This is a genomic window from Ruegeria sp. CK3 (assembly GCF_056536565.1).
Genome location: NZ_JBQFPV010000002.1, coordinates 168667 through 188182 on the forward strand (window position 1 = coordinate 168667; position 19516 = coordinate 188182).

At 58.8% G+C, this 19516-nt stretch carries 23 protein-coding genes; 8 read left to right on the forward strand and 15 right to left on the reverse strand.

Going from position 1 to position 19516, the window contains the following annotated elements; all coding sequences use genetic code 11:
• Positions 1-13: 13 nt before the first annotated feature.
• From ACR0C3_RS03120 to secG, 9 genes are all read right to left on the reverse strand, one after another.
• Positions 14-763 (reverse strand): transporter substrate-binding domain-containing protein, encoded by a 750-nt coding sequence (locus ACR0C3_RS03120; protein ID WP_480757109.1) that lies wholly within the window; start codon positions 761-763, stop codon positions 14-16.
• Between the two features lie 34 nt (positions 764-797).
• On the reverse strand, positions 798-1574 hold the full coding sequence (locus ACR0C3_RS03125; protein WP_480757110.1) for an ABC transporter ATP-binding protein: 777 nt from the start codon (positions 1572-1574) through the stop codon (positions 798-800).
• A gap of 125 nt (positions 1575-1699) precedes the next feature.
• Complete coding sequence (locus ACR0C3_RS03130; RefSeq protein ID WP_480757310.1) at positions 1700-2443, reverse strand: phosphate/phosphite/phosphonate ABC transporter substrate-binding protein; 744 nt, start codon at positions 2441-2443, stop codon at positions 1700-1702.
• 5 nt (positions 2444-2448) lie between these two features.
• Positions 2449-2886 carry a tellurite resistance TerB family protein gene (locus ACR0C3_RS03135; protein WP_170487737.1) on the reverse strand — a complete coding sequence of 146 codons (438 nt, stop codon included), beginning with the start codon at positions 2884-2886 and terminating at the stop codon, positions 2449-2451.
• A 20-nt stretch (positions 2887-2906) separates the two neighbouring features.
• Positions 2907-3356 carry a tellurite resistance TerB family protein gene (locus ACR0C3_RS03140; protein WP_170457878.1) on the reverse strand — a complete coding sequence of 150 codons (450 nt, stop codon included), beginning with the start codon at positions 3354-3356 and terminating at the stop codon, positions 2907-2909.
• Between the two features lie 42 nt (positions 3357-3398).
• Positions 3399-3692: a DUF1330 domain-containing protein gene (locus ACR0C3_RS03145; RefSeq protein WP_480757112.1), complete on the reverse strand. Its 294-nt coding sequence runs from the start codon at positions 3690-3692 to the stop codon at positions 3399-3401.
• A 62-nt stretch (positions 3693-3754) separates the two neighbouring features.
• The gene (locus tag ACR0C3_RS03150; RefSeq protein WP_480757113.1) at positions 3755-4531 is read right to left on the reverse strand and encodes an isocitrate lyase/PEP mutase family protein; all 777 of its coding nucleotides are present in this window, start codon (positions 4529-4531) and stop codon (positions 3755-3757) included.
• A 96-nt stretch (positions 4532-4627) separates the two neighbouring features.
• Positions 4628-6271, reverse strand: a complete 1644-nt coding sequence (locus tag ACR0C3_RS03155; RefSeq protein WP_170487733.1) for a CTP synthase — start codon at positions 6269-6271, stop codon at positions 4628-4630.
• A gap of 160 nt (positions 6272-6431) precedes the next feature.
• Entirely contained in the window at positions 6432-6797 is a 366-nt protein-coding gene (gene secG / locus ACR0C3_RS03160; RefSeq protein WP_170376300.1) for a preprotein translocase subunit SecG, read from the reverse strand.
• A gap of 150 nt (positions 6798-6947) precedes the next feature.
• On the opposite strand from secG, the gene nthA reads away from it, so the two are divergent.
• From nthA to ACR0C3_RS03185, 5 genes are all read left to right on the forward strand, one after another.
• On the forward strand, positions 6948-7562 hold the full coding sequence (gene nthA, locus ACR0C3_RS03165) for a nitrile hydratase subunit alpha (RefSeq protein WP_480757115.1): 615 nt from the start codon (positions 6948-6950) through the stop codon (positions 7560-7562).
• Positions 7559-8236: a nitrile hydratase subunit beta gene (nthB, locus tag ACR0C3_RS03170; protein ID WP_480757116.1), complete on the forward strand. Its 678-nt coding sequence runs from the start codon at positions 7559-7561 to the stop codon at positions 8234-8236. Before nthA ends, nthB begins: the two co-directional genes overlap by 4 nt.
• On the forward strand, positions 8233-8562 hold the full coding sequence (locus ACR0C3_RS03175) for a nitrile hydratase accessory protein (RefSeq protein ID WP_480757117.1): 330 nt from the start codon (positions 8233-8235) through the stop codon (positions 8560-8562). Before nthB ends, ACR0C3_RS03175 begins: the two co-directional genes overlap by 4 nt.
• 219 nt (positions 8563-8781) lie before the next feature.
• Positions 8782-10077, forward strand: coding sequence for an adenylosuccinate synthase (locus ACR0C3_RS03180; protein WP_170487726.1), 1296 nt, complete (start codon positions 8782-8784; stop codon positions 10075-10077).
• Positions 10077-10319 carry a DUF2842 domain-containing protein gene (locus tag ACR0C3_RS03185; protein ID WP_170642268.1) on the forward strand — a complete coding sequence of 81 codons (243 nt, stop codon included), beginning with the start codon at positions 10077-10079 and terminating at the stop codon, positions 10317-10319. The genes ACR0C3_RS03180 and ACR0C3_RS03185 overlap by 1 nt, the downstream gene beginning before the upstream one ends.
• A gap of 151 nt (positions 10320-10470) precedes the next feature.
• Here ACR0C3_RS03185 and ACR0C3_RS03190 read toward each other — a convergent pair whose 3' ends face one another.
• Together ACR0C3_RS03190 and ACR0C3_RS03195 are read right to left on the reverse strand one after the other, a co-directional pair.
• Complete coding sequence (locus ACR0C3_RS03190; protein ID WP_170765697.1) at positions 10471-11031, reverse strand: GNAT family N-acetyltransferase; 561 nt, start codon at positions 11029-11031, stop codon at positions 10471-10473.
• A 178-nt stretch (positions 11032-11209) separates the two neighbouring features.
• Complete coding sequence (locus ACR0C3_RS03195) at positions 11210-12823, reverse strand: hypothetical protein (protein WP_480757119.1); 1614 nt, start codon at positions 12821-12823, stop codon at positions 11210-11212.
• 123 nt (positions 12824-12946) lie between these two features.
• On the opposite strand from ACR0C3_RS03195, the gene ACR0C3_RS03200 reads away from it, so the two are divergent.
• The gene (locus ACR0C3_RS03200; RefSeq protein WP_480757121.1) at positions 12947-13654 is read left to right on the forward strand and encodes a thiamine diphosphokinase; all 708 of its coding nucleotides are present in this window, start codon (positions 12947-12949) and stop codon (positions 13652-13654) included.
• Here the strand turns inward: ACR0C3_RS03200 and ACR0C3_RS03205 are convergent.
• Genes ACR0C3_RS03205 through ACR0C3_RS03220 form a run of 4 tightly spaced genes read right to left on the reverse strand, consistent with a single transcriptional unit; the run spans position 13599 to position 17073 of the window.
• Complete coding sequence (locus tag ACR0C3_RS03205) at positions 13599-14513, reverse strand: DMT family transporter (protein WP_480757122.1); 915 nt, start codon at positions 14511-14513, stop codon at positions 13599-13601. The two genes, ACR0C3_RS03200 and ACR0C3_RS03205, sit on opposite strands and share 56 nt — an antisense overlap.
• A gap of 45 nt (positions 14514-14558) precedes the next feature.
• A complete protein-coding gene (locus ACR0C3_RS03210) occupies positions 14559-14975 on the reverse strand; it encodes a GFA family protein (protein ID WP_480671303.1) in 417 nt (138 codons plus the stop codon).
• 21 nt (positions 14976-14996) lie between these two features.
• Positions 14997-16370, reverse strand: a complete 1374-nt coding sequence (locus ACR0C3_RS03215; RefSeq protein WP_480757124.1) for an L-serine ammonia-lyase — start codon at positions 16368-16370, stop codon at positions 14997-14999.
• Between the two features lies 1 nt (position 16371).
• Positions 16372-17073: a glutathione S-transferase family protein gene (locus ACR0C3_RS03220; RefSeq protein WP_480757312.1), complete on the reverse strand. Its 702-nt coding sequence runs from the start codon at positions 17071-17073 to the stop codon at positions 16372-16374.
• A 169-nt stretch (positions 17074-17242) separates the two neighbouring features.
• Between ACR0C3_RS03220 and rpiA the strand changes: the two genes are divergently transcribed.
• The gene (rpiA, locus tag ACR0C3_RS03225) at positions 17243-18031 is read left to right on the forward strand and encodes a ribose-5-phosphate isomerase RpiA (RefSeq protein ID WP_170457893.1); all 789 of its coding nucleotides are present in this window, start codon (positions 17243-17245) and stop codon (positions 18029-18031) included.
• A 124-nt stretch (positions 18032-18155) separates the two neighbouring features.
• Positions 18156-19514: a glutathione-disulfide reductase gene (gor, locus tag ACR0C3_RS03230; RefSeq protein WP_480757314.1), complete on the forward strand. Its 1359-nt coding sequence runs from the start codon at positions 18156-18158 to the stop codon at positions 19512-19514.
• Positions 19515-19516: the final 2 nt, after the last annotated feature.

Here is a 19516-nt window from a genome sequence, read left to right on the forward strand (position 1 = left end):
CTTTTAGTGCAGATCAGTTGGAAACGACAGAGCCGTCGGCGTTGTAGGTCGGAACGCCTTCGCCGAACCATTTGACGATCAGCTCGTTCAGCGAACCATCCGCTTTCATCGAGGTGATTGCTTCGTCGAACTTGCCGCGCAATTCGCCGTCGGATTCACGGATGCCCAGGCCGATACCGCCGCCCAGCGGGACGTCATCGCCTACGAATACCAGCTCACCGGCCGATTCTTCGACGATCGGCACAAGGAAGTCTTTGTCGGCAAACACGGCGTCTGCTTCGCCGTTGCGTACGGCTGCGATGGTTTCTTCGGGGGTCGCGAACTCGACCAGAGTCGCGCCGGATTCAGCTACGTGACCAGCTTGAATGGTTGCAGTCTGTGCCGCAATGATGCCGCCGCCTACGTCAACACCGTCCGATGCGCCAACATAGGCCGACGCCGCAGGAGGGAAGTAGTTTTGAGTGAAATCAATCACTTCATCACGCTCGTCGGTGATCGACATGCCTGCGATGATGGTGTCGTAGTTACCTGAGACCAGGTTCGGAATGATCGAGTCCCAGTCGTTCTTGACCCACTCGCATTCCAGATTTGCGCGCTTGCACAGCTCGTCGCCCACCTCACGCTCGAACCCGTCGATTTCGCCGGCGTCATTAATGAAGTTGTACGGAGGGTAGGCGCCCTCGGTGCCCATGCGGACGGTGTCGGCCATTGCGATACCGGCGGTCAGTGCCAGTGCTGCGGTGGACAGAATCAGGTTTTTCATTGGTTACTCCCCAGTTTGGTTCTGTTTCTGAAACTTATGCCGCCTGAGTGGCGGAAAGAAAGCCCCGAAGCCGCTCGGACTCAGGCGCAGTAAAGATATCCTTGGCGCTGCCTTCCTCTTCGATCCGGCCCTGATGCAGGAACACCACGTGGCTTGAGATATCGGCGGCCATCTTCATGTCATGGGTTACGATGATCATCGTCCGGCCCTCAGCGGCAAGATCCTTGATCACTTTGATCACTTCCTGCTCCAGCTCGGGGTCGAGTGCCGAGGTGGGTTCGTCGAACAGCAGAGCTTCGGGTTCCATGCACAGGCCGCGCGCGATTGCAGCGCGCTGTTGCTGACCACCGGACAGTTGCGCAGGGTAGACATCGCATTTGTCGCCGATGCCAACTTTTTCCAGATATTTTCGCGCGCTGTCTTCCACTTCGGCCTTGTCACGGCCCAAAACGGTCACCGGGGCCTCCATGACATTTTGCAAAATGGTCATATGTGCCCACAAATTGAATTGCTGGAACACCATGGACAGATTGGTGCGAATGCGCAGGACCTGTTTGGGATCGGCGGGACGACGAGCGCTGCCCGAGCCGCTCCATTTGACGGGTTCGCCCTTGAACGTGATCTCCCCCTGCTGGCTGTCTTCCAGAAGGTTGCAGCACCGCAGCAAGGTGGATTTGCCCGAGCCAGAGGACCCGATGAGCGAAACCACATCGCCACGTTTCGCGGTGATATCCACGCCCTTGAGCACCTCGAGATTACCGAAGCTTTTGTGAAGGTCCTTGATCTCGATTACGGCAGAGGCGTCTGTCACGGAAGCTCCAGTCATGAGTGGTGTTGGTGCGGTAATAGGGCGGAAAATCCGGCGCAATGCAATGCGCAAAACACAGATTCGAGCGGGGAATCAATCAAAATGACCAAAGGTCGTGATCAAATTGGTTAGCTGCTGCGCAACTGTGCTTCGGGCGAAGGCGCAGTTGGAATAGCGAGGTACGCGCTGGCGGGTATTTTGATCAACCCACGGATGCGCAGCTTGCCTCGATCCTCATCCGTCAGATCATCAATGGCGTCCTGAACCGCGCGTGCGATCCGAGGCGCATCCTGAGATTTCGACGTGATATAGGGCAGCCCGGGGGTTGGTTCCGTTTCGGCAACGTCGCGCAATGTGTTTCCCAGATCGGTATGCAATTTGAGAAGCTCCCAGTTCAACGCGTCGAGCGCCGCGAAATCGCTCGCGCCCTCGGCCACTGCTTTGGCAGAATTGGCATGCGCTCCGGTTTGCTGCAGGCGCTTCGGTGAAAGCCCCATCCGGGACAAATGCGTGATCGGTGCGGACCAGCCGGATTGAGAGAGTGGTTCGTTATAGGCAAAGATCCCGCCCGTCAGCTCCGCCAGGCTGCGTGGATCATCGGCGCGGGCGACAAAGACAGATCTGTAGTAACCCGCGGGGCAGCCGGGCAGACCAAAGTCCGGCGTGCCGATCAGTTGCACCGCGTCATGAAGCTGCGTTCGGTAGGGCATGCCGCAGGTTTGGGCAAAGATCAGATCGGGATCGCGCCAGATGTCCCAGAAATCGCGGGACCGCTCAAGACTCGCGGGACCGAACCCCAAATGCGTCCTGATCAGAGCCCAGAAGCGATCGTTGGAGGCGCGCAGGGCGGGCATGTCATACATGCCCAGCATCGCTGTCACGCTTTGGCTGCCTTCTGACGGGCGAGGGCTGAGTCCACATCGCTGACACCCAATAGGCTGACCACAAGGCGTAGCAGCGAATCCTCCTCGCCAGTCCTTTGCCCATCTGCGAGGGCGACCGACCACATGGCCTGCACAACGGCCAGCCGATCATCGTAGGCGACGGCCTCTTTGATCGCGCGGGTGAAGCGGACGGTATCGGGGGCCTCGGCCTCAAGGTCTTCGGCGCGGGCGCGCAGGCCTGCGGCCTCAAAAGGCGAGAGGCCATAGCGTTCGACCGAGACCTTGTCGATTCGGGCCATCTCAGAGTCGGCGTAGTCATTGTCGGACCGGGCGATGCGCACCAAAAGCGCCGTCAGCGCAAGACGGGCATCGTCTTCGGCCAGAGGGTCGGGGTCAGGCTGTGTCAGCCGGGACAGAAAATCACGAAACATGAGACAGATATAGAGGCAGGTTAGTGAGCTTCCAAGCGGCTTTGCACGCGTTCACGGGCGGATTTGCTGTCGTTGAAGCTGAGTCCCATCGCCATGCGGGCCTCTTCAACGATCTTGATCTCACCCTCATCCGTGTCGCCATCGGCCAGCACGACCTCCCACAGCGCGTCCAGCGCGGCGAGGCGTTCATTCAGGTCGGTGGTTTCGCGGATCAGCTTGCCGAACGTGTCGGTGTCCGGTGCCGCCGCATGAAGTTTCTCGCAGGTGGCGCGAACCTTGGCGGCCTCGATCGCGTTGTGCTGATAGAGGCGGGCCAGAATGCGATCAATCAGGCTGATCTCTTCCAGTTTGTAGTCCCGGTCCGCTTGCGCAACACGCACCATCAATGCACCCAGCGCCAGTTCGGCGTCGGGATCGGGCAGGTGTTCCGTCTGTGGCGGTCGAAACGCTTGGAAGAATTTTTTCAACATGAGGCCAATCTAATCCATATTTTGTGGCGCGCCAAGTTGAGACTACCCGTCATAGCCCTCAATGATCACAAGATCGCCGAGCGAGACAGGATCGCGCAGCGCTTTGGCCTTTTGGTAGCCTTCGCTTTCGTAACAGGCGAGGGCTTGTTCGTAGCTGGGAAACTCGATCACAACCGTTCTTGCTCGCGCTGCGCCCTCTCTGACCTCTCGCGAGCCACCGCGCACCAGAAAGCGGGCGCCATAGGCGGAGAAGGGTTCAGCATTCGCTGCGATGTAGTTCTTGTATGCCTCCATATCGTCGACATCGACATGGGCCACCCAGTAGCCTTTTCTCATGCAAATCTCCCGTATCGGTTTAGGGCAAGGTGCGAAGTTTGCGTAAAAATTGCAAGCTGCGCTTATCCGGCGTAGCCAATGGCCTGACGCGCCTGTTCGGTTAGCCATGCGATCATCTGGCGATAGGGCACCGGGCCATAGCTGATCCGGGCCACGCCGAGCTTGGCGAGAGTCGCTGAATCCGGCGTGCCTGGCAGAGCGATTATGTTGACCGGTAACTCGGTGGCCTCACAGAGCCGTCGGATCATGGCCTCATCTTTCAGGCCCGGGGCAAAGAACCCGCTGGCTCCTGCGGATTGGAAGGCCGTAGCGCGGGCAATGGCGTCTTCCAGCATGGCGGCATCATGCGTGTCGGCCCGCGCTTTCAGGAAGATGTCCGTGCGGGCGTTGATATAGGCAGGAATACCGGCCGCGTCGCAGGCCTTGCGCATCGCTTCGATTCGCGCGGCTTGATCGGGAATGGTGTGAAGGCCGTCTCCACCGACGATCTGGTCCTCAAAATTGAAGCCAACAACACCGCAATCCAACGCCCGTGCCGTATTGTCGGCGATGCCTGCAGGATCGACGGCATAAGCCCCTTCAAAGTCCAGCGTGATGGGCAGATCAACAGCGCTGACGATGCGCTTCGCGTTGTTCAGCGCGGCCTCCAGCGGGATGTGCTGACCGTCTGCATAGCCCTGCGCCATCGCGACCGGAGCGCTACCCGTCGCGATCGCCTGCGCGCCTGCATCGCGCACTGCTGCGGCGCTGCCCGCGTCCCAGATGTTGAACAGGATGACCGGGTCGCCTTTGACATGAAGGCGCGTGAAGGTTTCAGCACGTTGGGCTTGGGTCGTCATGGGTATCTCCTGTCGAAACTCGTTCAACAGTTAATCCCATGACGCCGGAATCCTAAGCGCTTAATTGTGTCGGTACATCACGTTGCAGCGACCGGATTAGACCAGTCGAGAGCTGTCCTTGGCCGCGCGCACGAAGTCGCGGAACAGGGGATGCGGGTCAAACGGCTTGGATTTCAGCTCGGGGTGATACTGAACGCCGATGAACCACGGGTGATCCGACCATTCGACAATCTCGGGCAGGCGGCCATCGGGGGACATGCCCGAGAAGTTCAGGCCCGCTTTTTCAAGCTGCTCGCGATATTTGATGTCGACCTCATAGCGATGGCGGTGGCGTTCCTCGATCTGGGTGCCGCCATAGACATTCGCAACTTTCGAGCCTTCGGCGAGAACCGCGTTATAGGCCCCAAGGCGCATGGTGCCGCCTTTGTCGTCGCCTACTTTGCGTTCGACCTTATGGTTGCCCTGAACCCATTCCTTAAGGTGGTAGACCACCGGTTCAAACCGTTTCTTGCCAGCCTCGTGGTCGAACTCTTCCGAGCCCGCCTCGGTGATGCCAGCCGCGTTGCGCGCGGCTTCAATCACGGCCATCTGCATGCCAAGACAGATGCCCAGATAGGGCACCTTGTGTTCACGCGCATATTGCGCGGCTTTGATCTTACCCTCGGTGCCACGTTCGCCGAAACCGCCGGGGACAAGGATAGCGTGATAGCCTTCCAGATAGGGGGCGGCATCTTCGTGGTCGAACACCTCGGCATCGACCCATTCGATCTTGACCCTGACGCGGTTCGCCATGCCGCCATGGGTCAGCGCCTCGGCAATCGACTTATAGGCGTCTTCCAACTGTGTGTATTTACCTACAATCGCGACCTTCACCTCGCCTTCGGCGTTGTGGATGCGGTCGCTGACGTCCTCCCATTTGGCCAGATCGGGCTTGGGGGCAGGGCTGATCTGGAATGCGTCCAGAACCGCCTGATCCAAACCTTCCTTATGATAGGCCAGAGGCGCGTCGTAGATGGTGGACAGGTCCTGCGCCGCGATCACGCTATCGGGGCGCACATTGCAGAACAGGGCCAGCTTTTCGCGCTCTTTCGTGGGGATCGGCCCCTCGGACCGGCAAACCAGAATGTCGGGGGCCAGGCCGATCGAGCGCAGCTCTTTCACCGAGTGCTGGGTCGGCTTGGTTTTCAGCTCACCCGAGGCTTTGATGTAGGGCAGTAGAGTCAAGTGCATAAAGATGCACTGACCGCGCGGCTTGTCTTGGCTGAATTGACGAATAGCCTCAAAGAAGGGCAGGCCTTCGATATCGCCCACGGTACCGCCGATCTCACACAGCATGAAATCAACTTCATCCTCACCGATCGCGATGAAGTCTTTGATCTCATTGGTGACGTGCGGGATCACCTGAATGGTCTTGCCGAGATAATCTCCGCGGCGTTCTTTTTCCAACACGTTGGAATAGATACGCCCCGAACTGACCGAGTCGGTCTTGCGTGCGGCCACACCGGTGAAGCGTTCATAGTGACCTAGGTCCAGATCGGTTTCGGCGCCATCATCGGTGACGAAAACCTCGCCATGCTCGAAAGGCGACATGGTGCCAGGGTCGACGTTCAGATAGGGGTCCAGCTTGCGCAGACGCACTGAGTATCCCCGCGCCTGCAACAGCGATCCCAGAGCCGCCGAAGCCAGTCCTTTACCCAAGGACGAAACCACACCACCAGTGATGAAAATAAAACGCGCCATGTTTTTTCGGCTGCTCCCGTGAGACGTCAAAATCAGCTGCCCGACGGTTCCGAAAAACCGCTGCATCACGGGACTTCACGTATAAAGGATTCGCGCCAATAGCGCAAGAGAACCGCAAGATGCTGTTGCAGTTCTCTTTCAGGTTTCTAGGTTTTGTGGCTTAGTCGGCCTGCGGGATCAGCGGAGCGTTGTCGCCCTGCGCCGGAGGGAGCAGGTCATCTGCGGACGGAACCGCAGGCGCGCTTTCTTCAGTTGCGGCCGGAGCCGGAACGCCCAAACGGTCGATGACCGAGCTGCCCGAGGACTTCTGCGCTGCCAGAATCGTCAAGGTGATCGAGGTGACGATAAAGCAGGCGGCCAGGATCCAGGTCACTTTGCCCAGGGCCGTTGCAGCTGCACGGCCTGTCATGGCGCCGCCGCCACCGCCACCCATGCCAAGACCGCCACCCTCGGACCGCTGCATCAGAACGACGGCGATCAGGCCCAAAGCCAGAAGAAGATGGATGATGAGAACGACGTTTTCCATGGTGGTCCTGTACAGCGTGGCGTGTATCGCGTGGTACTTATGCAAGTTTGGTTCTGGGGGCAAGTCACGAGTTGGCATCACAGTTGATGATGTTGCACATCACGCCAAAGGGACTGGACAGATCGGTCAAGCTTGGCGCACCCTGCGGCCATGCCTCATGATCATTCTGACCACCCGCACGCTTTGTTGCCCCCCGAACCCGCGCTGCGCGTCAAAGCGCTCGAAACGATTCTGACCCGGAAGGGGTTGATTGACCCGGCGGCGCTGGATGAAATCATCGACACGTATCAGAACAAGGTCGGCCCGCAGAACGGCGCGCGCGTTGTCGCCAGGGCCTGGAGCGATCCTGCCTTCAAGGCGGCATTGCTTGAAGATGCGACGACGGTCGTGGCCGAGCTTGGCTATTATGGTCGTCAGGGCGAACATATGGTGGTGGTCGAAAACACGCCTGAGCAGCACAACATGGTCGTTTGTACGCTGTGCAGTTGCTATCCGTGGCCGCTGCTTGGTATTCCTCCCGGCTGGTATAAATCGGACGCTTACCGCGCCCGCGCCGTGCGCGAGCCACGCAAGGTTCTGGCCGAGTTTGGTGTGACGCTGGCCGAGGACGCAGCTGTACGCGTCTGGGACTCCACGGCCGAGATTCGCTACCTTGTGCTGCCCAAGCGCCCCGAGAGGACAGAAGGGTTGGGCGAAGAGGAACTCGCGGCTTTGGTCACGCGCGACAGCATGATCGGCACGGGCCTGCCCAAGGAGGCATCATGACGCGCGTTCACGATATGGGAGGGCGGTTTGGCGATGGCCCGATCAATCCGGAACCCGAAGATGCCCCCATCTTTGCCGAGGACTGGCACGCGCGGGCCTTGGCGGTAACGCTGGCCTCGGGCTTTTTGGGACAGTGGAATATCGACACATCGCGCCACGCGCGTGAGCAGCTGTCGCCGAAGGACTACACCCGGTTTTCCTACTATGAGAAATGGATCTCTGGGCTGGCCGATCTTTTGGTCGCCAAAGGGGTGCTTACCCTCGAAGACCTGCGCGGAGAAACCTCGGTCGATGATCATCCACTGACGGACCGCATGCTGAAAGCCGAAGCCGTCGCAGCTGCATTGGCCAAAGGCGGCCCCGCTGATCGCAATTCGAACATCGCGGCACAATTTGAGGTCGGGCAGATGGTGCAAACAGTGCGACCCGCCGCGAACCGTTTGGTGGATGGTGGGCACACACGTTTGCCGACCTACGCCGCTGGGGCCCAAGGGCGGATCGTTCGCCTGCACGGCACACATGTTCTACCCGATTCCAATGCCCACGGGCTGGGAGAGGCACCAGAACCTCTCTATGCCGTATCTTTCCTGGCGTCCGAGCTATGGGCCGATCCAGAACACGCCAAGGATGAGGTGGTGCTGGATCTGTGGCAATCCTATCTGGAGCCTGCATGAGCAACTGCATCGCAGCCACCGCCCCAGAGCCTGTGTTCTTACAACCCTGGCATGCGCAGGTCTTTGCGGTCACCGTCGCGCTGAACGAAGCGGGGCGTTTTGACTGGCCCGACTGGGCAGACCGGTTTTCGCACACATTGAAACGGAACGGTCTGAACAATGAACTGGATGGGGGGGATGACTACTTCCACGCATGGCTTGAAACCCTTGAGGCCTTGTTGGCTGAACAAGGAGATGCCGGCCAGGATGAGGTCACCTTGCTGCAGGACGCTTGGGAAAAGGCTTACCTGACCACACCTCATGGTAAACCGGTGCGCTTGCCGTAACGCGAGTTGGGGGCGCTGCCCCCGCCGCCTTTGGCGACTCCCCCGGGATATTTTTAGCCAGATGAAGCAGGGGATCCGTTCTTCATCTGGCTAAAAATATCCCCGCCGGAGGCATTGCGCGCAGCGCGATTTGCAGATGCGGCGAAATATCGGTTTCCCTACCGTCTGAGCCTCGTTATATCAGCCGAGTTTGATATCTTTTCGCGAAAAGGACCGGATATGGCCAACGTGGTTGTTGTCGGCGCCCAATGGGGTGACGAAGGAAAAGGCAAGATCGTCGACTGGCTCAGCGAGCGGGCAGACGTGATCGCGCGTTTTCAGGGCGGGCACAATGCCGGCCACACTCTGGTTATTGATGGCGAGGTTTACAAACTGCATGCGTTGCCCTCGGGCGTAGTACGCGGCGGTAAGCTCAGCGTGATCGGCAATGGCGTGGTTCTGGACCCATGGCATCTGGTCAAAGAAATCGCGACTGTGCGCGCTCAGGGCGTTGAGATCACGCCTGAGACGCTGATGATTGCCGAGAACACCCCTCTGATTCTGCCGATCCATGGTGAACTGGACCGCGCGCGCGAGGAAGCCGCGAGCAAGGGAACCAAGATAGGCACAACGGGGCGCGGGATTGGCCCGGCTTATGAAGACAAGGTCGGACGCCGTTCGGTGCGTGTTGCCGATCTTGCCGATGAGGCGACCTTGGAAGCTCGTGTTGATCGTGCGCTGCAGCACCACGACCCATTACGCAAGGGTTTGGGGATTGAACCTGTCGACCGGGATGCTCTCTTGGCGCAACTGAAAGAAATTGCAGCGGAAATTCTGCCTTTTGCGGCTCCGGTCTGGAAGGTTCTCAACGAAAAGCGCAAGGCGGGCAAACGTATTTTGTTCGAAGGCGCGCAGGGTGCGCTGCTGGATATCGACTTTGGCACCTATCCTTTCGTGACGTCCTCGAACGTGATCGCTGGTCAAGCGGCGACGGGCGTGGGGATCGGGCCGGGCTCGATCGACTTCGTGCTGGGAATCGTCAAAGCCTACACAACCCGCGTGGGTGAGGGGCCGTTCCCGACCGAGCTTGAGGACGCCGATGGTCAGCGACTGGGCGAGCGTGGGCATGAGTTCGGCACGACCACAGGCCGTCAGCGTCGCTGCGGCTGGTTTGATGCCTGTCTGGTGCGCCAGACCTGCGCGACGAGCGGGGTGAATGGGATCTCTCTGACCAAGCTGGATGTGTTGGACGGGTTCGAAACGCTGAAGATCTGCACCGGCTACGAGTTGGATGGCGAGCGTCTGGATTATCTTCCGACCGCCGCCGATCAGCAGGCGCGCTGCACGCCCATCTACGAAGAGATGCCCGGTTGGAGCGAATCCACCGAAGGCGCGCGCAGCTGGGCGGATCTGCCCGCAAACGCGATCAAATACGTGCGCCGGGTCGAAGAGTTAATCGAATGCCCTGTGGCGCTGCTGTCTACCAGCCCGGAGCGGGACGACACCATTCTGGTGACCGACCCGTTTGCAGACTGATGTCGGACGACAAGACACCCGGCCTCAGCTACAAGGCGCGCAGGCGTTGGTCTCTGTTCATTCTGGTGATCGGCCTGCCTGTCTATATTGTCGCCGTAGTCACGGTGGTGAACTGGCTGGATCGTCCTCCGATCTGGCTTGAGCTGTTGGTTTACGTGGCGCTGGGCATTCTGTGGGCTTTGCCCTTCAAGTTCGTGTTCAAGGGTGTTGGGAAAGAAGACCCGGACCAAAAGCCAGACTGATCAGTATCTCTGCTTGGGTCACAGGCTTGCGTCATTTCCCTGCGCACCACCGAGATAGTGAGATGAGGGCAAGTCCGAAGTTTCAGCTTTGGATGGTCCGGTTCTAAGAACGCATTTGGTCGTCAAAGGCGCTGCGCGTCTATGTCTGACCCTAGCCGGTTCGCCGATCGTTTCCCGACCAACTTAGGATCGCTCGGGCCATGGCATGATACTCGCCCGAGATTTCTTCGGCGACACTGAAGGGGGTGGGCCAGGGCGCTGTCAGGGTCGCCTCGATCTGTCCTGTCGTCAGTTTCAGCTCGGCCTCGTGTTTTGCAGCCAGACGGCGCATTTTTTGATTGGTGGCAAGGCACAACATGTGGACTTCGCGAAATCCACGATTGCGGGCTGCAGTGACTATCCGCGACAGCAGTGCATCGCCGATCCCTAGGTCCTGCCAGACTGTTTCAACGGTAAAGGCCAGTTCAGCCACATGGTTGTGGCTGTCAGGAACAGCCCGCAACTCTCCGACACCACGCAGGCAGGAATCGGGGAATGCGCCAAATACCAGCGCAGAATTTTTGAATATGCCTGAGAGATAATTCTCAACAAAGGCCGGGCTGACCGGTACGCCAAATCGAGATGTCAGTGCTTCTGCATCGAGGCTCTTGAAATGGCTTTCTATTTTGGGTTTGTCGAATGCTCTGAGGCGTCGAATAGGTAGTTCATACATGGCGGAGCCTTGATTTGAACACGAACTGAAAGATCTGTTACCTTTACTCAGACGATATCATTTTTCTGCAGTGCAGCATAGCGACATCATGTCCGCATCGAGATTCCGTAGGGTAAGTGCAAAAAGAAAATGGGTCGAAGAAATCTCCGACCCACTCTCGATAGCGAAATGAAGGATATCAGCCTACGGCGCGCTCACCTTCCGGGCGAAAACCGATGTCACTTGAGGCCGCAAAGCGCCCTCCGCCAGCTTTTTCGATTTTGCCGTCGCGCAGAAGCTGCCCGAAGGACTTCAGGCTTTCTTCGCGATTGAACTCATCCTGTTTCAGCGAGCGGACCTTGTTCATCAATTGCGGGCGCGAGAATTGTTCCTGCCCTTCGATGAAGGACAAGTACGCCGCAGCCGCTTCGAGAAGGTCGGACAGAGACTGCGCGCCCTGATCCTGTGCAAATTGTGCAAACCCGCTTTCTTCTGACGCGTCCTCGGACTGATCCGAGGTGACACGGCGGGGGGTCACCGGGCCTGTATCCGCGTTGGGGGCATCAATACGCTGCTCGGCGACCAGTTTCAGAGGGGCCGCCGTGTCTGTATCAGGGCGTTTGCTGGTGACCTGAACATCGTCTGGGCGGCGAGGGCTGACGACCGAGGCCAAATCGCCACGATACTCTTCATCAGTCGCGGCCTGCTGGGCCACATCTTCCGCCGAGGTTGCAGCAACGGCCGTACGCAGGTGGGAATAGGCCTCACGCGTGCCGCTAGCGGCCGGGTCGTCCATTTGCTCATCTGCTTTTGCCATCAGGCGCGAGACATCCTGATCCAGATCCGAGGACGCCATGGTCGCTTGCGCATCCATTTCCTCTTCGATCTCGTCAATCTCGAGGAACAGGCTTTCTTCATCCTCAGCAGTCAGAACACCTTGCTGTTCGTCTTCCGTTTCGTCTGCCGGGCTTAGGATATTTTCAACCTCATCGCTGTCATCGGTTGCCGTCTCGAAGTCTTCGTCGAAGGTCACCTCTTGGGCCTCTTCTTCCTCTGAGTCTTTAAACTCGATTTGCATTGGGGTCTCATCGTGCAAATCGAGTGGCGCCGATTCCATGGCTGGCGCACCCGGTAGTTCCGGCGCGTGTGCCTTTTCTACGGCTTTGGCAGCAGGTGCCTCGGTAGGGGCCGGGGACTGAGGGGCAAGGTCTTCGGGGCTCAGCGAACCTGCTGCAAAGGCGGCTGAGACAGCGTCCATCGGCGCGGGGGCGTCGGCCGTTAGGGGGGCGACCTCTTCCTCGGCATAGTTGTCCGTATCTACGTCCGAATGGGAAACAACCGCGCGGATGCGTTGCAGCTTGGCGGCCAGGCTATCGGGCGCCGGGTCCGCGTCGGCATCGACCGGCGCAGCTTCGGAAAAGAAAGATGCGGCAGTGTCTGTTTCAGGTGTCGCAGAGGGGGTCGGCTGGACAACATTCAGATCGGGCGATTGGGGCATGGCGTCATCCTGTGGCAGGGTCGCTTCAGGGGCGGGGGGCGTTTCAGTACGGGGGGGTGTTTCCGTGGCGCGCAGAAGCAGGCCGGTATCGCTTGGGCGCGCTTCAACCTGTTGCACGTTGTCGCGCTGTGCAATCCGCGTCAGCATTTCGGCGTCAGGTTGCGGGGGTTCAGATCCAAAGTATCTGTCTTCTGCCGCAAGATCGCGGAAGTATTCGGCTATGGCTTTCATAGTCTCGAAAGAGTCGTCGAACCCTTCCAAAGTGCACGAGAAAGTCCCATAGGAAACGGTCAATACCTTGTTGTTCTGTACCATCAGACATGCGTCCTTTACAAACTAACTGAGCCGATCCGCCCGGACAGGGGCAACCCGATCGACTCGGAACTAACTGCATGAACCTATCATTTTGTGGTCTCAATGTGTCCAAATCCGGGAAAAATGATCAATCTGAGGAAAAATGGGGCAATTGTACGTTCAAATGGCCCAATCGGGCTGTTTGGAGGGGGGCAGCTCAGTCCTGAAGACCTGAATTTGGTGCTGAATCGCGTCACATTTGCGGTCGCGGCAGACGGTGGAGCCTCGGTGCTGGTTGATTCGGGGCGGATTCCGGATGCCGTGATTGGTGATTTCGATTCGTTGTCCCCCGAAATCAGAGTTCGTATTCCCCAGGATCGCCTTTTTCCGATTGCGGAACAGGACAGCACGGATTTCGACAAGGCACTGCGCAACGTGCAGGCCCCTTTGGTGTTGGGGGCCGGATTTCTGGGAGGGCGGCTGGACCATCAATTGGCGGTCTTAAACACTCTGGTCCGATATCCGGACAAGGCCTGCGTTCTGATCGGCTCGAATGAGGTCGTTTTCCACGCACCGCCCAACATCGTATTGGATCTGGCGCCGGGCGAGGTCGTCTCTCTCTTTCCTCTGAAACAAGTCACCGGGCGCAGCCGCGGGTTGGAGTGGCCGATCGAGGGGCTTTACTTCGATCCGAGCGGGCAGGTGGGCACCTCGAACCGTGTCATTTCAAGGCTTGAGCTTCAGATGGACGGACCGGGAATGTTGGTGATGGTGCCTCGTAGCGCTCTGGATCAGGTCATGCAGGCGTTTCTGTCGGGGCAGAGCGCGCCGTGGCCCTCTCACGCAGAATAACATAGAGCCCTGCGGCGATCGTGATCAGGATGCCAAGCGCAGCCGGACCGTTCGGCAGGTCGTGAAAGATCAGCCAGCCGATCAGGGTGGCGACGGGGATCTCAAGATACTGCATCGGTGCCAGCGTGGCCGAAGGCGCATAGCGCAGCGACCATGTCATAAACAGATGGGCGATGGTCCCCAGTACTCCGATCGACAGAAGCAGCCAGTGTTCGCTGCCCGAGGGGAGGGTGAATGACAACTCCCAGATCTCAGACTGCGTTCCCCAGATTAGAAGGGGCAGCAGCAGGATCGTGGCAAACACGCCAGAGACGGCCTGTAACGACATTGGGTCCGTCTCTTTGGCGATCTGGCGCGTGACCAGCATGAACAAAGCAAAGACAACTGCGACGATCAGGGGCAAAAGCGCGGGCAGTCCGACTTCGGCAAAGCTGGGCTGAATGACCAGAAGCGTTCCGGCGAACCCGACGATACAGGCCGCAAGGCGGCGGTGCCCGACCTCTTCGTTTAGTATGTATTTCCCGAGCAGCAGCATGATGAAGGGCATCACGAAGGCGATGGCGACCGCGTCCGCCAAGGGCAGGAATTGCAACGCCGAGAACATCGCGGTGATGCCCGCGATGTGCAAAAGTGTGCGGATCACGGTTAGTCGCAGAATACGGCCCCGCATGCGCCATGGCCTGCCGGTAAACGCGACCAAGGGCACAAGGATCGCCGCCTGAACGGCAAAACGTACGAAAACCAACAGCGCCAGTGGGGTTGTTTCCCCCAACAGCTTTGCCAGCGCATCCCCCATCGGGGCGAGCACACAGAAACCAAGCATCAGTACGATGCCGAATACGGGACGATCCTGAGTCATGAGCGCGACGCTAGCGGTTTCCCAAGGCCGAGAAAAGCTCTGTTCTCAAGCCTTCGGAAGGGGTTGAACCTTGGTGTAGTCCGGACCGATGCAGGTGGGCAAATCATCGCCCAGTTTCAGCCACGTCAGCTTCTCTTCATGCGACACATGAAGGGTTGGCTCTAAGGCTTCGGGGCTCTCTAGCGTCGCAACATAAAGGTGAAGAACGTCCGACATCTTGGTCGACCGAAATGAGATCGGTGTTCCGCAATGTGGGCAGAAGCTCCGCTCGACCCCAGGCGAAGAGTTGAAGCGCTTCGGTTCTTCTCCGGTCCAGCGCCACTGGCCGTCGCGCACCCCGAAATAGGTCGTCATCGGAGCGGCACACTGGCGACGGCAACTGTCGCAATGGCATGAGACGCAGGACAAGACCGGAGGATCAACTTCATACGCGACCTTGCCACACAAACAATGTCCACGCATCACGCTGCCTCCTGTCTGACCTTAGCAGTTCGGGACGTTTACGGCCAAACCACCCAATGAGGTTTCCTTGTACTTCTCATGCATATCATGCCCGGTCTGACGCATGGTTTCGATCACAGCGTCCAGAGGTACAAAATGCTGCCCATCCCCGCGCAAAGCAAGAGACGCAGCCGAAACGGCCTTGATCGCGCCAAGGCCGTTGCGCTCGATGCAAGGCACCTGAACCAGCCCTGCAACCGGATCGCAGGTCATGCCCAGATGATGCTCCAGCGCGATTTCGGCGGCGTTTTCCACCTGCTCGGGCGTGCCGCCCATCACCGCGCATAGACCAGCCGCGGCCATCGCCGAGGCGCTGCCCACTTCGGCCTGACATCCGGCCTCGGCCCCCGAGATCGAGGCGTTGAATTTCACCAGCCCCCCAATGGCGGCTGCGGTCAGAAGGAAATCCTCGATATGGCTTTCCGACGCGCCGGGTACGTGGTCGAGGTAATAACGTAGTACTGCAGGCAGAACACCTGCCGCGCCGTTGGTTGGCGCGGTGACCACCTGACCTCCGGCCGCGTTTTCCTCGTTCACGGCCATGGCATAGACGCTCATCCAATCGTTGATTGTATGCGGTGCGGTTAGGTTCATGCCACGCTCGGCCATAAGCGCATCATATATACCTTTGGCACGGCGACGCACGCTGAGGCCGCCGGGCAGGATGCCGTCGGTGGTCAGACCACGCTCGATACAGTCGTTCATCACCTGCCACAGCCGGGCAGAGCCTTTGGCAAAGCTATCCGCGCAGCCACGTGCGATTTCGTTGTCGCGTTTCATTTCGGCAATGGATTTGCCGTTGGACTTTGCCATCTCCAACATCTCGACGGCGGATTTGAAAGGGAAGGGCACCGGGGCACCTTCGTCGGTGGCTTTGCCTGCAGCCAGTTCCTCTTCGGTCAGAACAAATCCGCCGCCGATCGAGTAGAAGACCTGCCGCAGGATCACATCGCCCTGCGCGTCGGTTGCCATCAGGATCATACCGTTGGCGTGGCCGGGCAGATTTTGATCGTAGTCAAAGACCAGATCGGTCTTTGGGTTGAAGGTCAGCGTCGGTAGCCCTTCAGGCGTTACCGTGTGCGTCTCAGCAATTGCGGCCAGCGCGGCCTCGGCCTTGTCGTTGTCATATGTGTCCGGCACGAATCCGGCGAGGCCAAGGATGGTGGCGCGGTCGGTGGCATGACCCACTCCGGTAAAGGCCAGCGAGCCGTGTAGTGAGCCGCGCAGCCCGGCAAATTCAAACGGCGATGCACGCATCATGTCCAGAAAACGCGCGGCGGCCACCATGGGGCCCATGGTGTGGGATGAGGACGGGCCGATGCCCACTTTGAACATATCGAAGACAGAGAGGAACATGTCAGATAGCTGAGCCTTCAGGAGGGTTGGCATAGATGGGTGATGTGAACGGCGTGGCCCCAAGACCTTCGGCGGCGATAGCCGTTCGCGTTGCAGGGCGCATCTCTAGCTTTGTTAGGATGCGCTGAAGATAGGGCGTATCGGCCAGTTGGTACCAGCTGCGGTCCGCATTGGATGGGTAAAGCGCCATCCAACGCATCATGCACGCGATATAGTATGTCAGAACTGAAGGCCGATCAGCGTTGAGCCAACCCGGTGTCTGCGCAGCGACTGCGTCCAGATTTTTCAGATGGGTGCGCAGCCTTGGACGTATTCCGGCCCGCAGGGTCTCGGCCTGTTTGGGGTCTATGTATTTCTCGGCATAAAACAGGATGCGCAGATCGGCATGGAGCGTGTTTGACGCGAAAAACAGCCATTTCAGAAAGGCGGCCCTGTCAGGGCTCTTTGACGCGGGCGCAAGTTGCCCATGGTTGTCGGACAGCCACAGCAGAATGGCAGCCGTTTCGAATATCGGCCCCTGAGGGGTTTCGAGAACCGGGATCAGCCCGTTCGGGTTCAACGCTCGGTAGGCTGCGCTGTCTTGCGCGTTCTGACTACGATCAACCAGCACCGTCTCATAGGGCTGGCTCATTTCGTCCAGCACCAGCCGGATCACCAGCGAGGCGTTATCAGGGGCATAGTGCAGGCGATAGGGCGTCATCATACGGACTAGATATACGGCAACCGAAACCTGAAAAGCCTTGTTTGCGACGTTTCCGATAGGAAACGCGCAATTGAGCGACATCTTTCGCATCCGGGCGACGTGAATTGGGTCTCGAAGTTGGCTGGAGCATTGCATATAAGTCTTGCAGACTATTTGGGGAAGACTGCCAATGACCGCGGATTTGTCGCCAATCGACACGGCCAAATACGTTGCGGCGTACCGCGCGGCTGACATGGTCGAAGACGGAATGCGGGTGGGGCTGGGCACCGGCTCGACCGCTGCTTGGCTTGTTCGCCGTTTGGGCGAGCGTGTCCAGCAAGAAGGCCTGCGTATCAAGGGCGTACCCACCTCAACCCGAACCGCGCAATTGGCGCGTGAAGTCGGGATCGAGGTCGTGTCGCTGGATCAGGCCGGATGGCTGGACCTGACGATTGACGGCGCGGATGAGTTCGACGGTGATCTGAACCTGATCAAAGGCGGTGGCGGCGCGCATCTGCAGGAAAAGATCGTGGCAACTGCTAGCGACCAGATGGTGGTGATCGCTGATGCCGGGAAAGAGGTCGAAACGCTCGGCGCGTTCCCGCTGCCGGTCGAGGTCATCCCCTTTGGCTGGCAGACCACGCGAACGCTTATCGAAGAAGTTCTGGATACGATGGATGTGCTTGGCACCAACTCAGCCCTTCGCATGAATGGTGAGGCCCCATTTGTGACCGATGAGGGCAATCATATCCTCGACCTGCATCTGCAGCGGATCGGCAATGCGCGGCAGATGGCGCTGGTTTTGAACCAGGTACCGGGTGTCGTCGAGAACGGGCTGTTTATAGACATCTGCGACAAAGTGGTTGTGGGCTACGGGGATGGGCGGGTCGAACTGCGCGACATCAATGCCGGAACCGTTGAATTGGACCAATTCCTTGACGGCGCCAAGGACAACCTGTTTTCGGATTTTTCGGACTGAGTGGAAGGCGCCATCCCGAGGACGTGTTGGAATATACTGGAAATTTACGCCTTTGGGGGTTGGCAGGGCGGTTTTCGCGCCCAGATATCCAAAGAATTTTGCAAGCTGAATGAAGGAACCCAGCATGAGCTTTGACTATGATCTCTTCGTAATCGGCGGAGGCTCGGGCGGGGTCCGCGCGGCGCGCGTAGCGGCGGGCGAAAACGGTGCCAAAGTGGCGCTGGCAGAAGAGGATCGGTACGGCGGCACATGCGTTATCCGTGGTTGTGTTCCCAAAAAACTGATGGTCTTTGCCAGCGAATATTCGGGGATGGTCGGTGACGCGCAGGCTTATGGCTGGGACATTCAGCCCGGAGCGTTCAACTGGAAAACCTTCCACGGAAAGCTGGTGACGGAACTGGATCGTTTGGAAAGTATTTACCGCAACATCCTGAAAAACAACGGTGTCGAGAGCTTTGATCAGCGTGCCCATGTGGTCGATCCGCATACGGTTGAATTGGCCGATGGCACACGCAAAACTGCCAAGCACATCCTGATTGCAACGGGTGGCCGTCCGGTTGTGCCGGACTTCCCCGGCTCGGATCTTGCGATCACCTCAAATGAAATCTTCCACCTTGAGAAACTGCCCGAAAGCATCCTGATCGTCGGTGGCGGCTATATCGCCAGCGAGTTTTCCGGGATCATGAACGGACTCGGCGTCAAGACCACTCAGTTCTACCGCGGTGCGCAGATCCTGCGTGGCTTTGACGAAGAAGCGCGTGGCCTGATCTGCGAAGAGATGCGCCAGAACGGCATCGACGTGCGTCTGGGCACCAATGTGCTTGAGATGACGAAAGAGGGCGACAAGATCCGCGTCAAAGCCACCGACGGGACCGAGGATCATTTTGACGTGGTCATGTATGCCACCGGGCGCACTCCGAATGCGGATAACCTGGGGCTTGAGGACGTGGGCGTCGCGCGTGGCCGCAAGGGTGAGATCGTTGTGGATGAGTACAGCCAGACCGGCGTGCCCTCGATCTACGCGATTGGTGATGTGACCGACCGAGTGAACCTGACCCCGGTTGCGATCCGCGAAGGCATGGCTTTTGTCGAGACCGTGTTCAAAGGCAACCCGACGCCAGTGGATCATGAGTTGATCCCGACCGCGATTTTTACCCAGCCCGAATTCGGCACCGTGGGCCTCAGCGAGGAAGAGGCGGCCGCTCAGGAACCAATTGAGGTCTATGCGACCTCGTTCAAGCCGATGCAGAAATCCTTTGCCGGTGGTACTCAGAGGGTTCTGATGAAGCTGATCGTCTCTCAGGCGACGCGCAAGGTGTTGGGTTGCCACATCGTGGCGCCTGGCGCGGGTGAGATGATCCAGCTGGCGGGCATTGCCGTCAAAATGGGCGCGACCAAGGAAGATTTCGACCGCACGGTTGCAGTTCACCCGGTCATGGCCGAAGAACTGGTGACAATGCGGCAACCTGTACGCACGGCTTGATT